The organism is Georgenia sp. (assembly GCF_054605595.1).
Map to the genome: position 1 here is coordinate 22,131 of NZ_JBTSDU010000008.1, position 14,355 is coordinate 36,485.

At 73.7% G+C, this 14,355-nt stretch carries 9 protein-coding genes; 7 read left to right on the forward strand and 2 right to left on the reverse strand.

Going from position 1 to position 14,355, the window contains the following annotated elements:
• The first annotated feature begins 73 nt into the window (after positions 1–73).
• From hisS to ACYC1Z_RS02165, 6 genes are all read left to right on the forward strand, one after another.
• Positions 74–1,426, forward strand: a complete 1,353-nt coding sequence (gene hisS, locus ACYC1Z_RS02140; protein ID WP_461407911.1) for a histidine--tRNA ligase — start codon at positions 74–76, stop codon at positions 1,424–1,426.
• Positions 1,426–3,183: a dynamin family protein gene (locus ACYC1Z_RS02145; RefSeq protein ID WP_461407912.1), complete on the forward strand. Its 1,758-nt coding sequence runs from the start codon at positions 1,426–1,428 to the stop codon at positions 3,181–3,183. Before hisS ends, ACYC1Z_RS02145 begins: the two co-directional genes overlap by 1 nt.
• A complete protein-coding gene (locus tag ACYC1Z_RS02150) occupies positions 3,180–4,898 on the forward strand; it encodes a GTPase (RefSeq protein ID WP_461407913.1) in 1,719 nt (572 codons plus the stop codon). The genes ACYC1Z_RS02145 and ACYC1Z_RS02150 overlap by 4 nt, the downstream gene beginning before the upstream one ends.
• 146 nt (positions 4,899–5,044) lie before the next feature.
• Positions 5,045–5,641, forward strand: a complete 597-nt coding sequence (locus ACYC1Z_RS02155; RefSeq protein ID WP_461407914.1) for a hypothetical protein — start codon at positions 5,045–5,047, stop codon at positions 5,639–5,641.
• 246 nt (positions 5,642–5,887) lie between these two features.
• Positions 5,888–6,640: a ZIP family metal transporter gene (locus ACYC1Z_RS02160; RefSeq protein ID WP_461407915.1), complete on the forward strand. Its 753-nt coding sequence runs from the start codon at positions 5,888–5,890 to the stop codon at positions 6,638–6,640.
• Positions 6,641–6,849: 209 nt separating this feature from the next.
• Positions 6,850–8,238 (forward strand): bifunctional DedA family/phosphatase PAP2 family protein, encoded by a 1,389-nt coding sequence (locus tag ACYC1Z_RS02165; RefSeq protein ID WP_461407916.1) that lies wholly within the window; start codon positions 6,850–6,852, stop codon positions 8,236–8,238.
• Positions 8,239–8,403: 165 nt separating this feature from the next.
• On the opposite strand, the gene ACYC1Z_RS02170 is transcribed toward ACYC1Z_RS02165, so the two are convergent.
• Both ACYC1Z_RS02170 and ACYC1Z_RS02175 read right to left on the reverse strand, forming a co-directional pair.
• Entirely contained in the window at positions 8,404–10,476 is a 2,073-nt protein-coding gene (locus tag ACYC1Z_RS02170; protein WP_461407917.1) for a DEAD/DEAH box helicase, read from the reverse strand.
• Positions 10,477–10,727: 251 nt separating this feature from the next.
• Entirely contained in the window at positions 10,728–12,116 is a 1,389-nt protein-coding gene (locus tag ACYC1Z_RS02175; protein WP_461407918.1) for an MFS transporter, read from the reverse strand.
• Positions 12,117–12,282: 166 nt separating this feature from the next.
• Between ACYC1Z_RS02175 and aspS the strand changes: the two genes are divergently transcribed.
• Positions 12,283–14,067: an aspartate--tRNA ligase gene (gene aspS, locus ACYC1Z_RS02180; RefSeq protein ID WP_461407919.1), complete on the forward strand. Its 1,785-nt coding sequence runs from the start codon at positions 12,283–12,285 to the stop codon at positions 14,065–14,067.
• The last annotated feature ends 288 nt before the right edge of the window (positions 14,068–14,355 follow it).

The following is a 14,355-nucleotide window of genomic DNA, read 5'->3' on the forward strand; positions in this document are numbered from 1 at the left end:
CGGCGGCTACGCCGGCAGCGGTGCGAGCGTGCCGAATCGCCCGGGTGCCTGCGCGTCTGCGAAGATCAGCGCTATGGCACGTGTCTCCTCCCTCTCCGGGTTTCCCGAATGGCTGCCGGACGGCCGCGCGGTCGAGCAGCATGTCCTCGACTCGCTGCGTCGCAGCTTCGAGCTCCATGGCTTCGCCGGCATCGAGACCCGGGCGGTCGAGCCGCTCCCGCAGCTGCTGCGCAAGGGTGAGACCTCCAAGGAGGTGTACCTGCTGCGCCGTCTGCAGGAGGACGCCGAGGGGCTGGAGGAGACCGGGTCGGACAGGCAGCTCGGCCTGCATTTCGATCTGACCGTCCCGTTCGCCCGGTACGTGCTCGAGCACGCCGGCCAGCTCACGTTCCCGTTCAAGCGCTACCAGATCCAGAAGGTCTGGCGTGGTGAGCGTCCCCAGGACGGGCGGTTCCGCGAGTTCACCCAGGCGGACATCGACGTCGTCGGCGCGGACACGCTGCCCTTCCACTACGAGGTCGAGCTGCCGCTGGTGATGGCGGAGGCCCTCGCCGCGCTGCCGATCCCGCCGGTGCGCATCAGCGTCAACAACCGCAAGGTCGCGCAGGGTTTCTACGAGGCGATCGGCATCGAGGACGTCGAGGGCACCCTCCGGGTGATCGACAAGCTCGACAAGATCGGACCCGAAGGCGTCGCTGCGGCATTGATGAACGAGGTCGGGGCGACGCCGGCGCAGGCGGCCGGCGCGCTCGAGCTCGCCTCCATCAGCGGCACCGATGCCTCGGTCGCGGACCGGGTGCTCGCCCTGGGCTTCCGGTCGGACCTCCTCGACGAGGGGCTGGGCGAGCTCGTCGCGCTGCTGGAGGCCGCGCAGGAGCGGTCTCCCGGCACCGTCGTCGGCGACCTGAAGATCGCCCGCGGACTCGACTACTACACCGGCAGCGTGTACGAGACCACCCTGGTGGGGCACGAGAACCTCGGCTCGATCTGCTCGGGCGGCCGCTACGACTCCCTGGCCTCCGACGGCCGGTCCACCTACCCGGGCGTCGGCCTGTCCATCGGGGTCTCCCGCCTGCTGGCCCGCCTCCTCGGGGACGACCTGCTCCGCGCCACCCGTCCGGTGCCGACCGCGGTGCTGGTCGCCGTGACCGACGAGGAGCACCGTGCCGCGAGCAACCGGGTCGCCGCCGAGCTGCGGGCCCGGGGCATCCCGACCGACGTCGCACCCACCGCGGCCAAGTTCGGCAAGCAGATCCGGTTCGCCGATCGGCGGGGCATCCCGTTCGTGTGGTTCCCGGCCGAGGACGGTGCGGACGAGGTCAAGGACATCCGCTCGGGCGAGCAGGCCCCGGCCGACGCCGCCGCCTGGCAGCCCCCGGAGCAGGACCTGTGGCCGCAGGTCGTGCGGCAAGTGCCCGAGGCGTGATGAGCTCCCTCTGGCCCGGCACGGACGGTGCACGCGCCGTGCTCGGGGCCCTCCACGACCTGCGGGACCTGCTCGCCGGCGTCGACCTGCCGCTGGACGTCGAGGGTGCCGCGGCCGCCCGCACGCACCGCCGCGACGTCGTCGCCCAGCTCGACGACTACGTCATCCCGCGGTACGAGCAGCTCGACGCGCCGCTCCTGGCCGTCGTCGGCGGCTCGACCGGGGCGGGCAAGTCCACCCTGGTCAACGGTCTGCTGCGCGAGAAGGTCGCGGCGGCGTCGGCGATCCGCCCCACCACGCGCCGCCCCCTGCTGGTGCACCACCGCGACGACGCGGAGTGGTTCACCGGCGACCGCATCCTCCCCGGCCTCGCCCGGGTGAGCGCCGCCCCCGGTGCCGCGGCGACACCCTCGGTGGGCACCGGCGTCCAGGGCGAGCTGGAGCTGCGGGAGAGCGACCGGCTGCCGGCCGGGCTCGCGCTGCTGGACGCGCCGGACATCGACTCGGTCGTCGCGGAGAACCGGCAGCTCGCCGGGCAGCTCCTCGCGGCCGCCGACCTGTGGATCTTCGTCACCACCGCGGCCAGGTACGGTGACGCCGTCCCGTGGCAGCTGCTGCACGAGGCCGCCGAACGGCGCGTCGTCGTCGCCGTGATCCTGGACCGCGTACCCGCCGGCGAGAGCGCCGAGGTGCGCCAGGACCTCGCCGCGCGCCTCGCCGCCGAGGGGCTCGAGCGGGCGCCGCTTTTCGTCATCGGTGAGACCGTGCTCGACGCCGACGGCCTGCTCCCCGAGGCCGACGTCGCCGCGCTGTCCGCCTGGCTGCGCGGACTCGCCGAGGACGCCGGGACACGGGCCTCCGTGGCACGGCAGACCCTCGGCGGCGCCCTGGACGCGCTGCTCGTGCGCGCGGGTGCCGTCGGCGACGGGGCCCGCGCGCAGGCGGCCGCGGTCGCCGCGCTCGCCGCCCGGGTGGACGACGCCTACGCACAGGCTCACGACCGCATCATGGAGGCCACCGCCGACGGTGCGATGCTGCGCGGGGAGGTCCTGGCCCGCTGGCAGGAGTTCGTCGGCACGGGCGAGTTCTTCCGCTCGGTCGAGGCCAAGGTCGGGCGGGTGCGGGACCGTATCGGCGCGTTCTTCCGCGGACGGCCCGCCCCCGCCGAACGGGTGGAGGTGGCGATCGAGGCCGGCCTGCAGACGTTGCTCGTGGCTGAGGCCGAACGGGCGGCCGCCGCGGTCGACCGGTCCTGGCGCCTCGAGCCGGGATCCCACGGCCCCCTGGTCGCGGCGACGGCGGCCCTCGCCCCGCCGGAGCGGCTCGTGGCCGACGCCGCCGAGCAGGTGCGCGGGTGGCAGGGCGACCTGCTCGGCATGGTCCGCGCGGAGGGCGCGGACAAGCGGCTCACCGCGCGGGTGCTCTCCTTCGGCGTCAACGGGTTGGCCATCGCCCTGATGGTGGTGATCTTCGCGTCCACCGCCGGGCTCACCGGTGCGGAGGTCGCGATCGCCGGCGGTACCGCCGTCATCGCGCAGAAGCTGCTCGAAGCCGTGTTCGGCGACGACGCCGTGCGCAAGATGGCCAAGGCGGCCCGCGCCGACCTGCACACCCGGGCGGGGGAGTACCTCGCGGCCCAGGCCGCCGCCTTCCGCGGCGCCCTCGCGCAGTATCCGGCGGACCCGGTGACCGGGGAACTCATCTCGGGGGCGGTCACCGCTGTGCAGGCCGCCAGGCGGGCGGAGGCAGGACGATGAGGCTCCGCACCCACACCACCGACCCCGTCACCGCGCTGCCGGCCGACCTCGAACGGCTGCGCGAAGCCGTCGACCTTGCCGGCGGGCACGTCCCCGAGTCCGCCCTCGACCCGGCACGGGAGCTGCTGCTGCGGGCCGCGCAGCGGCAGAACCTCGCCACCGGCCGGACGGTGGTCGCCCTGCTCGGCGCCACCGGGTCGGGGAAGTCGTCGCTGTTCAACGCCCTGGTGGGGCGCGCCGCCGCCCGCGTCGCCGCCCGCCGCCCGACCACCAGCCGGCCGCTCGCCGCGGTGTGGGGCGACGACGACGCCGCCGACCTGCTCGACTGGCTGGGCGTGCCGGAACGGACGAACGCCGGAGGCGGCTCGGGCACCGGCGCTACGACCGGTGGGCCGGCCGGCGGCGGGCGCGAACCGGCCGACGGGCTCGTGCTGCTGGACCTGCCCGACATCGACTCCACCGCCCATGCGCACCGGGAGATCGCGGCGCGCATGGCCGGCGTCGTCGACGTGCTCGTGTGGGTCCTCGACCCGCAGAAGTACGCCGACGCCGTCGTCCACCGCGACTACCTCGCCCCGATGGCCGCGCACGCGGACGCCACGTTCGTGGTCCTCAACCAGGTCGACACGCTGGCGGCGGCGGACCGTGCCGGTGTGCGATCCGACCTCGTCCGGCTCCTCGCCCGGGACGGTCTCGTGGACGTCCCCGTGCTGATGACGTCCGCGCGCGACGGCACCGGCGTCGCCGAGCTGCGGGACCGTATCGCCGAGGTCGTGGACTCCAAGCGGGCGGTGCAGCGACGGCTCGCCGCCGACGTGCGGACCTGTGCGACGCGCCTCGCGGGGGCGACCGCCCGCGACGGCGCCTCCGACGACGTGCGCGCCGGTGCCGCCGGCCGCGCTGCGGGCGCGGGCGGGTCGGGCACCGCTCCCGCGACGACGACCGGCGGGCCGGGACGAACCCTCGTGCAGGCTGCGGCCCAGGCGGCCGGTGTCGACGCCGTCACCGAGGCGACCCGGGGCTCGTACGTCCGTGCGGCGCGGCGCTCGGTGGGGTGGCCACCCCTGCGCTGGGTCGCCCGCCTGCGCCCGGACCCGCTCAAGCGGTTGCACCTGGGCGAGCGGGCCAAGGACGCCCGGCTGGTGCGAACCTCCCTGCCCGGGCCGACCCCCGTCCAGGAGGCCGCGGTGCGGGCGTCGGCGCACGCGCTCGTCGGCCGCCAGACGGCGCACCTGCCCGGTCAGTGGCGCGGTGACGTCCTCGAGCACATCACCTCCCGTATCCCGGCGCTGGTGGCTTCCCTCGACCAACAGATCGCCGGCACGGAGCTGGCGCAGGCGCGCCGGCCGGTGTGGTGGCGGGTGCTGGGCCTGCTGCAATGGCTCCTCCTCCTCGCCGCGATCGCCGGTGCGGGGTGGCTCGGCGCGCTCGTCGGGCTCGACTACCTCCAGCTGCCCGAGCCGAAGACCCCGCTCGCCGGACCGCTGCCGCTGCCGACGGTGCTCCTGGTCGGCGGGGCGGCCGGCGGGATCCTTCTTGCCTTCGTGGCTGGGATCGCGGCGCGCGTGGGCGGGCGACGCCGGGCCCGCCGGGTCGAGCGGCTCCTGCGCCAGGCGGTGGCCGACTCGGTGCAGGAACAGCTCATCGACCCGCTGGACGTCGAGCTCGACCGGTACACCCGGTTCCGGGAGGCCGTAGCAGCGCTCGCGGGGTAGGCGACCGGCCTAGAACGGCCCAACGTCGGCGGACGGGAGGACCGTCCCGTTGTGCCTGGGGGCACGGTCCGGTGGGTCCGCACGCAGCACGGTTTCCGACGCACCGGCACGGGCCGCGCCCAGCGGCGCCGGTAAAGTGGTCGGTGATGGAAGAACGTGAGAGCCGGTGGGAGGAGCGCCTCGCCCTGCCGGTGCTCGTCGCCGCTCTCGCGTCCGTGCCCGCCGTCTTCCTCACGTTGCTGGACGACCCGTGGGCGATGCTCGGCACGGGAGCGAACTGGCTGAGCGGGGGAGTCCTGGTCGCCGAGACGGTCGTGCTCTTCGCCGTCTCGGGTGACAAGGCCGCGTGGCTGCGGACGCACCGCTGGCTGATGCTGATCACCGTGGCCGTCGCCGTCGCCGCCGTGCTCGCGATGGGACCGGTCCAGCTCCTGCGCCTGCTCAGGGTCGTGGGCGCCCTGAGGATCGTCCGGGCGGGGCGCATCGTCAGGGCCGCGCAGACCCTGCGCCGGAAGATGGGCCTGGACGGGGTGTCGTCGAAGTGGGTGTCCGTCCTGGCCGGTGTGCTGGTGGCCGCGTTCGTGGGGGTGGTGCTCGCCGACCCGACCTCGCAGTCGCGGCAGATGCTCGAGTCCGTGGTGTCCGGCCCGACCGGCACGATCGTCGTCGTCATCGCCGGACTGCTGCTCGGCGGCGCGACGTATGTGGTCATGCGCCAAAGGCAGCGTGACCGGGGTCGGTGACGCGTCGGCCGGCGACCAGGTGCGCGCTCCTGCTCGCCGTGGCTCCCGTCGGGCCTGCTGCCGGCAGCCGCTCGCCGTCGTCACGCTGGAGGCAGGTCGCCGGACGCGCCGCGGACGACGACGGCAGCCTCCCTCGGCCTACCGGGCGGTCCGGCCCGGGCAGGCCCGGCTTGCGGTGGGCGGCGGCCGGGTCTACCAACAGGACATGGAGCGTTCCCGCCTCGCGCGCAGTGCTGGACGGAGGTCGTGAGCGGCGTCGTCGTCGCCGGCGCCTGGGGGCTCGTGGGCGGTTCCGCGCTCGTGCTCGGCGCGGCGGCGGCCTGGCTGCTGCAGATCCGACCGTGGGTCGTCGCCGGCATCATGGCCTTCGGTGCCGGGGTACTCATCTCCGCGCTCGCCTTCGATCTCATGCAGGAGGCGGCCGACGGCGGCGGACTCGTCTCGGCGATCGTCGGCTTCCTCGCCGGTGCCGTAGCGTACATGCTCGCCGACGCCGTGCTCGCCCGCCACGGTGCCCGGCACCGGAAGCGCTACACGGGGCGGCAGCCCGCGGTGCAGGTGCACGCCGGCAGCGGGATGGCGATCGCCCTCGGCGCGCTGCTCGACGGCATCCCCGAGTCCGTGGTGCTCGGGGCAAGCCTGCTCGGTGGACGGGGCGTGAGCACCGCCGTCGTCGCGGCCGTGTTCATCTCCAACGTCCCCGAGGGCCTCTCGAGCGCGGCCGGGATGAAGCAGGCCGGGCGCAGCGCCCGGTACGTCTTCGGGGTGTGGGGCGGCATCGCCGTCGCCGCGGGGGCGGCCGCCGCTCTCGGGTACCAGTTCCTCGGCTCGGCCACGCCCGAGGTGGTTGCGGTGATCACCGCGGTGGCGGCCGGCGCCATCCTCACGATGATCGCGGACACGATGATCCCCGAAGCCTTCGAAAGCACCCACGCGCTGACGGGTCTCGTCGTCTCGGTCGGATTCCTCGTCGCCTTCGCGATCAGCCGCCTCGGATGAGCACGGGCGGGCTCCGATCGAGGTCAACGGCCGTTCCCCGCGATCACCCAGGATCGGCGTGCCGTAGCATCACCGTGGATCCACACGGCAAGGAGCAGACCCATGTTCGACCTCAGCAACGGCTTCCTGCTCCCCCCGATCGTCGTCCGCGGGGGCCCGGTGGCGGTGCGGACCGACGTGAGTGCCGTCCCGGTCGTGGCACCGCGCCGATGAGCGGCGTCGTCGACCAGCTGCTGGGGCTGGCGAGCCCATGGGCGTACCTGTTCGTCGGGCTGCTGGCGGCGGCCGAGGCGGCCGCATTCGTCGGGCTGGTCATCCCGGGAGAGACGGCGATGCTCCTCGGCGGGGTACTGGTGGCGGGCGGTCACGCCGGCCTGGGCTGGATGCTCGCGGCTGCGATGGTCGGGGCGGTCGGCGGCGACTCCCTCGGGTACGAGCTCGGGCGCCGGTTCGCCGACCCGATGCGCGCCAGCCGGCTGGGCAGGCGGATCGGCGCGGACCGGTGGCAGCGCGCCGAGGACTACCTCCGCACGCACGGGGGCAAGGCCGTGTTCCTGGGCCGCTGGGTCGGGGTGCTGCGTGCCCTGGTCCCCTTCGTCGCGGGGGCCAGCCGGATGCCTTACCGGGTCTTCCTGCCGTACAACCTCGCCGGTGGGGTGCCGTGGGCGGCGACGTTCGTCGTCGCCGGCTACCTGGCGGGACACTCCTACGGGCGCGTGGCGCACCTCGCCGGGCGGGCGAGCCTCGTGCTGGCCGGTCTGCTGGCGCTCGTCGTGGCCGTGGTGCTGACGGCCCGCTGGGTCTCGCGCCACCCCGACCGCGCCCTGGCACCGGTGCGCAGGCTGACCGGGTCCCGCCTCGCCCGGCGCATCGCCCCGCGCTACGATCGCCAGATCGCCTTCCTGGCCGACCGGTTCCGCCCCGGCGGGGCCTTCGGCCTCGTGCTCACCGTGGAGCTGGCGGCGCTGGTCGCCGCGGGGGCGGCGTTCGGTGGCGTCACCGAGGACGTGCTGCGCCGCAACGAGCTCATCGGCCTGGACGCCCCGGTCGGGCAGTTCTTCGCCCAGCATCGCGAGCCGTGGCTGACGACCACGATGGAGACCCTCACCCTGCTGGGCAGCGCCTGGGTCCTGGCCCCGCTGACGCTGGCGCTCGGGCTGGTGCTGTGGCGCCAGTTCCGCTCACGGCGGCCGCTCCTCTTCCTGGCCCTCTCCCTGGGCGGCGCCACCGTCCTCGCACAGCTGATCAAGTTGTTCGTGGCCCGACCGCGTCCCGACGCCGGACTCGTGCCTGCCCTGGGGTACTCCTTCCCCTCCGGACATTCCACGGCAGCGGCTGCCGGTTGGCTCGCCATCGCCCTCGTGCTCTTCCGGTTCGCGCCGCGCTGGGAGGCGCGGGTGGCGCTCGTGACCGGCGCCGTCGTCATCGCGCTGCTCGTCGGGGTGTCCCGGGTCTACCTCGGGGTGCACGAACCCACCGATGTCCTGGGCGGATGGGCCCTGGGTGTCATGTGGGTCGCCGCCGCCACCGCCGCCATGCACGTCTACGACGAACGTGGCCCGACCCGGCGAAGCGCGCGGACGGGGCTGCGTCCGTAGGGCTCGTTCGTCCCACCGTGCCTGGGGCCGAGCGCGCAGCTGCGTCGTCGCAGCGCCTGCACGCCCACCTGCTCCACCTGGATCGACCAGGTCGAGCGCCGGTTCGGTCACCTCACCGGACAGCGGCCGTCCGACGTCGAGTCGGACGGCCGCTGTCCGTCCCCGTCAGTGCCCGAAGGAGCGTTTCGGCGCGCGGGTGCCACCGGCGGGACGGGACGGGCGCAGAGCCCGGTCACGCCCGGGGCGCTCGCCCTGGCCGCTGCGGGGACCGCTGTCGTAGCTCTTCTTGTGGGGCGTGCGGTCGCCGTCGGAGGAGTGGCTGCCCCGGGGGCCGTCGTCGAGGCGGATCCGCAGGGGACGCCCGGCGACCCGGGCTGCGGCGATGCGTCGCGTCGTCTCCGGCGTCATGTCGCCGCTGATCTCCACGAGCGAGAAGCTCGGGAAGATGTCGATCTTGCCGAGGTCGGAACCACGCAGGCCACCCTCGCCGGTGATCGCCCCGACGATGGCGCCCGGCTGCACGCCGTCCTTGTGGCCCACCTCGACGCGGTAGCGCGTACCCGCCACCCGGGGGTGCCGGCCGCCGCGCTCGGCGGGCCCGCGGGAGCTGTGGTCGCGCGAACCGGACTTGGCGGCGACGTGCTCGTCGAACCGGGCACCGACGAATGCCCCTTCGTCGTCCACCTGCTCCTCGTGACGCACCCGCGCGGCGTCCTCGTCACGTGGGCGAGGGCCCTCGTCGCCGACGGCGAGCGCGACCAGGGTGGCGGCGAGCTCCTCGAGGTCGGCGCCGGACTTCTCGACGTACTCGTGGACGGCCTCGCGGTACATGTCGAGGCGACCCTTCTCGGTCCGGGTGGCGACCTGGCCGAAGAGTTTCTCGGCCTTGTGGCGCGACACGTCGGCGGGTGTCGGCAGGTTGATCTCCTCCAGCCTCGTGCCGGTGAGCTTCTCGATCTGCCTGAGCTGGCCCCGCTCACGCGGGGTGAGGAACGTCAGGGCCGTACCGGTGCGGCCCGCGCGGGCGGTGCGGCCGATGCGGTGCACGTAGGAGTCGGCCTCCCGCGGCACGTCGAAGTTCACGACGAGGCCGATGCGCTCGACATCGAGGCCACGGGCCGCGACGTCGGTGGCCACGAGGACGTCGAGCGTGCCGTTGCGCAGCCGTTCGACGAGCTTCTCGCGCTCCTTCTGCGGCACGTCGCCGGAGAGGCCGGCAGCGGAGATACCGCGCCCGGAGAGCTCGATCGAGACGTCCTCGACCGTACCCTTGGTGCGCACGAAGACGATCGCGGCGTCGGCGTCGGAGCTTGCCAGCACCCGGGACAGGGCACCGATCTTGTGGCGGAACGGGACGATGGCGTAGGTCTGGTGCACCGTGGCGGTGGTCGATGCGGACCGGCTGGTGGCCACCCGGACCGGGTCGGTCAGGTGCGTGGCGGCGACCTTCTTGATGCCGCCGGGCATCGTCGCGGAGAAGAGCGCGGTACGACGCTCCTTGGGGACGTTCGAGGCGATCTGCTCGACGTCCTCGGCGAAGCCCATGCGCAGCATCTCGTCTGCCTCGTCGAGGACGAAGAAACGCACCCCGCCGAGCTGGAGGCTGCCGCGCTCGATGAGGTCCATGATGCGGCCGGGGGTGCCGACGACGACCTGGGCGCCGTCCTTCAGCGCCCGCAGCTGCGGGATGTAGCTCGAACCGCCGTACACGGGGAGCACGCGCAGGTCGCGGGTGCGGTGCGCGAACGAGGCGATCGCGTCGGCGACCTGCATGGCCAGCTCGCGGGTGGGCGTCAGGACCAGGGCCTGCACCGACCGTCGGGCGGGGTCGACGGCGGCGAGCAGCGGGAGGCCGAACGCGGCCGTCTTGCCGGTGCCGGTCTGGGCGATGCCGACGACGTCGCGCCCGGAGAGCAGCACCGGGATGGCTTCGGCCTGGATGTCGGTGGGGACCGTGAAGCCGAGGTCCTCGACGGCGGCGAGGAGGTCTGCGGGAAGTCCGAGCGAGGCGAAGGTGCGGGCGTCGGTCGCGTCGGCATCGCTGCTGTCGGCGTCGTCGCTCGTGTCGGTGCTGTCGGTGATCGACGCACCGTCCGACGGGGCCGCGTCGGTGCGGGAGGCGTCATCGGGCCCGATGTCGTCGGGCGCGATCACGGTCCGCACGTCGTCGGCGGGGAAGAGGGCGTCGTCCTGCGCGGCGTCAGGGCGCGCGAAGTCAGGGAGTGTTGCGGTGGTCACAGAAAGGAACCCATCGTCGTGTACGGAGTGTGGGTGACGATGCCAGGTCGGCGCCGCACCATCCGCACAAAGGGCCCAACGACGCGAGAACTCCGCAGGGGCCTGGGCAGGAAATATGCACTCCAGGAACCCCAAGAGTATCCGGCCGGGGCACATCGGCGACACCGGGGGGCTCGGTGACCTTGCGCACACGGTCTACGACCGTGCACCGCGGTCAGCGGCACGCACCGGAATCAGCGCTGCCACACGGGTCAGCGGCGGGGCCGCGCACGTGCCCCTGCCACCGCGGCGAGCAGCCCGAACGAGGCGGCGAGTGCCAGGCCCGCGAGGTAGGCGGTCGTGCCACCTGTCCCCACGAGAGCGGTGAACAGTGCACCGCCCGCCGCAAGGCCCAGGGCGGCCCCCAGCGCGTCCGCCACCTGCAGGGAAGAGCTGATCTGGCCGTGGTGCGCCGGCGGGGTCTCCTGGAGCACGAGCACCGACATCGCCGGGAAGACCAGGCCGATGCCGAGGCCGGCGATCGTCCAGCCCCCGAGCGCGAACCAGGGCAACGCCGGAAGGGTCGCGACGGCGGCCACCATGGTGCCGAACGCGAGGACGAGCGGCCCGAGCCAGTTCAGGCGGGCCCGCCCGCCCGCGGAGCGCACCCGCCCCTGGATCGCGGCGCCGAGCGCCCACGTGATCGCGGCGGCGGTGAGGACCAGCCCGGCCTGCACCTCCAGCCAGCCGTGCTCGCGGACGAGAAGCAGGGGCAGGAAGGTCTGCGCGGTCATGAACGTCGCGTTCAGCAGCGCCCGGCAGGCCACCGCGGCCGGGACACCGGCGCGTAGGACGGCCGTACCGGCGGGCAGCACCACGGGCAGGCTCAGAATGAGCGCGACGACGGCGGCGAGTGCCATGGGGAGCACCCAGGCACCCGACGCCGCCCCGGACACCTGGAGCGCGGCGACGGCGACACCCGTGCCGGCCGCGGCCACAAGAATGCGGCGGGCCTGAGGGGGCACCGTGGCTGACGGGACCGGGACCTGGCGGAGCAGCGGCAGGAGCAGTGTCGTGGCACCGAGCATGAGGACGGGGACGCCCAGGAAGATCCAGCGCCAGGACGCCACTTCCACGACGAGACCCGCGACGCCCGGGCCGACGAGGGCGGGGACGACCCACGCGGCTGAGAACGCCGCGAAGAAGCTGGGCCGGCGCGCTGCCGGGACCAGCGCGCCGACAAGCACGTAGAGCGGCACGATGAGGAGGCCGCCACCAAAGCCCTGGACGGCGCGCCCGACCACCAGGAGCTCCATCGTCGGGGAGAGCCCGGCGATGACGAGACCGCCGCAGAACAGCGCGATACCGGTCAGCAGCGAGCCACGCGCTCCGCGGGCGTCCGTCCAGGCACCGGAGACGGCGGTTGCGACGAGCTGGGCCGCGAGCGGCGCGCCGGATGCGAGTGCGTAGAGGCGAAGCCCGCCGAGGTCCTCGGTCACCGCCGGCATCGCGGTGCTGACCGCGAGGTTCTCGAAGGCGACGAGCGTGATGAGCGCCACCGAGGCGACCAGGAGCAGCCGGACGAGGTCGGGCGCTGCGGCCGCGCGCGCCGCGGGGGCGGCGTCGCGATCCTGGGCGTCGCGCGCCGGCTGGGAGCTCACTCGGAGATCATCACCCGTCGGGGCGCCCATGGGCCAACGCGTATGCGGGGCCGCGTGCGGCGTCGGCTACGGCCGCCCTCGCGCGGCGCATCCGGAACGCCGAACTAGGATCGTCCGTGCGCCCGCCCGTCTAGCGGTGCGTTCGAACACACTCGGAAGGATCCCCGTGCTCCGCACCCACAACGCCGGCTCCCTGCGCGCCGCCGACATCTCCACCGCCGTCACGCTTACCGGCTGGGTCGACCGCCGTCGTGACCACGGCGGCGTCGCCTTCATCGACCTGCGCGACGCCTCCGGCATCGCCCAGGTCGTCATCCGTGACGAGGACGTCGCGCATGAGCTGCGCGCCGAGTTCGTCCTCCAGGTCACCGGCGAGGTCTCGCGTCGGCCCGAGGGGAACGCCAACCCCAACCTGCCTACCGGCGAGATCGAGGTCATCGCGAGCGACGTCGTCGTGCTCAATGCGGCGGCGCCACTGCCCTTCCAGGTGTCCGAGCACGCCGACGACGCCGGCCAGGTGGGTGAGGAGGTGCGCCTGAAGTACCGCTACCTCGACCTGCGCCGCAAGGCTCCCGCGCACGCGCTCCGCCTGCGTGCCAAGGTCAACCAGGCAGCGCGCCGCATCCTCGACGCCCAGGACTTCGTCGAGATCGAGACGCCCACACTGACCCGGTCGACGCCGGAGGGTGCGCGCGACTTCCTGGTGCCGGCCCGGCTCTCGCCGGGGAGCTGGTACGCACTGCCCCAGTCGCCGCAACTCTTCAAGCAGCTGCTCATGGTGGGCGGCATGGAGCGCTACTACCAGATCGCCCGCTGCTACCGCGACGAGGACTTCCGCGCCGACCGTCAGCCAGAGTTCACCCAGCTCGACGTCGAGATGAGCTTCGTCGAGCAGGACGACGTCATCGCCGTCGGGGAGGAGATCCTCGCCGAGCTGTGGAAGCTGATCGACTACGAGATCCCGCGCCCCATCGCCCGCATGACCTTCAAGGACGCGATGGAGAAGTACGGGACCGACAAGCCCGACCTGCGTTTCGACCTCGAGCTCACCGACCTGACCGAGTACTTCACGGACACTCCGTTCCGTGTGTTCCAGAACCCGTACGTGGGGGCCGTCGTCATGCCCGGCGGTGCCGCGCAGCCGCGCCGCACCTTCGACGCCTGGCAGGACTGGGCGAGGTCGCGCGGGGCGAAGGGTCTCGCCTACGTGACCATCGCGGAAGACGGCACTCTCGGCGGTCCGGTGGCGAAGAACATCTCCGAGGCCGAGCGGGAGGGTCTCGCCGCGGCGGTGGGCGCCCAGCCCGGCGACTGCATCTTCTTCGCGGCCGGCCAGGCCGCCGAGGCGCGTGCGCTGCTGGGCGCCGCCCGCCTGGAGGTCGGCAAGCGCGTGGGTCTCATCGACGAGAACGCCTGGTCCTTCGTGTGGGTCGTCGACGCGCCGCTGTTCAAGCCGACCGGCGAGGACGACGACATCGCCGTCGGGCACGGGAACTGGACCGCCGTGCACCACGCCTTCACGTCCCCTACGCCGGCGTGGATCGAACGTTTCGAGGAGAGCCCGGCCGAGGCGCTCGCGTACGCGTACGACATCGTGTGCAACGGCAACGAGATCGGCGGTGGCTCGATCCGTATCCACCGGCGGGACGTGCAGGAGCGGGTGTTCGCCGTGATGGGGCTCGGTGAGGAGGAGGCCCGGGAGAAGTTCGGCTTCCTGCTCGATGCGTTCAAGTTCGGCGCGCCGCCGCATGGCGGCATCGCGTTCGGCTGGGACCGGATCGTCTCGCTGCTGACCCGGTCCGAGTCGATCCGCGATGTCATCGCGTTCCCGAAGTCCGGCGGTGGGTACGACCCGCTGACCCAGGCACCGGCGCCGATCACGCCGCAGCAGCGCAAGGAGGCGGGGGTGGACGCCCAGCCGAAGGTGGCGGCCGTGAACGCCCAGCCGTAAGTGGCGGCCGTGGACGCCCAGCCGTAGGTGGCGGGGGTGGACGCCCAGCCGTAGGTGGCGGGGGAGCCTGTCGACCCCAGGTTGCGGGGGAGCCTGTCGATGCGGTCGCTGAGCCTGCCTGACGGCGCGGCACGCGCGACCGGACTCGGCGGCCCGGGCGGAGTTTGCGCTCTTCCCGGGCCGCCGTGCCTCTTCACCGACGCTGCGCACCTGCTCCGCTTCGTGCCTTGTCGTTGCGCGCCGTTCCCCGCACGGGCCTGTGACCAGCCACGGCACCGTCGTTGTCCA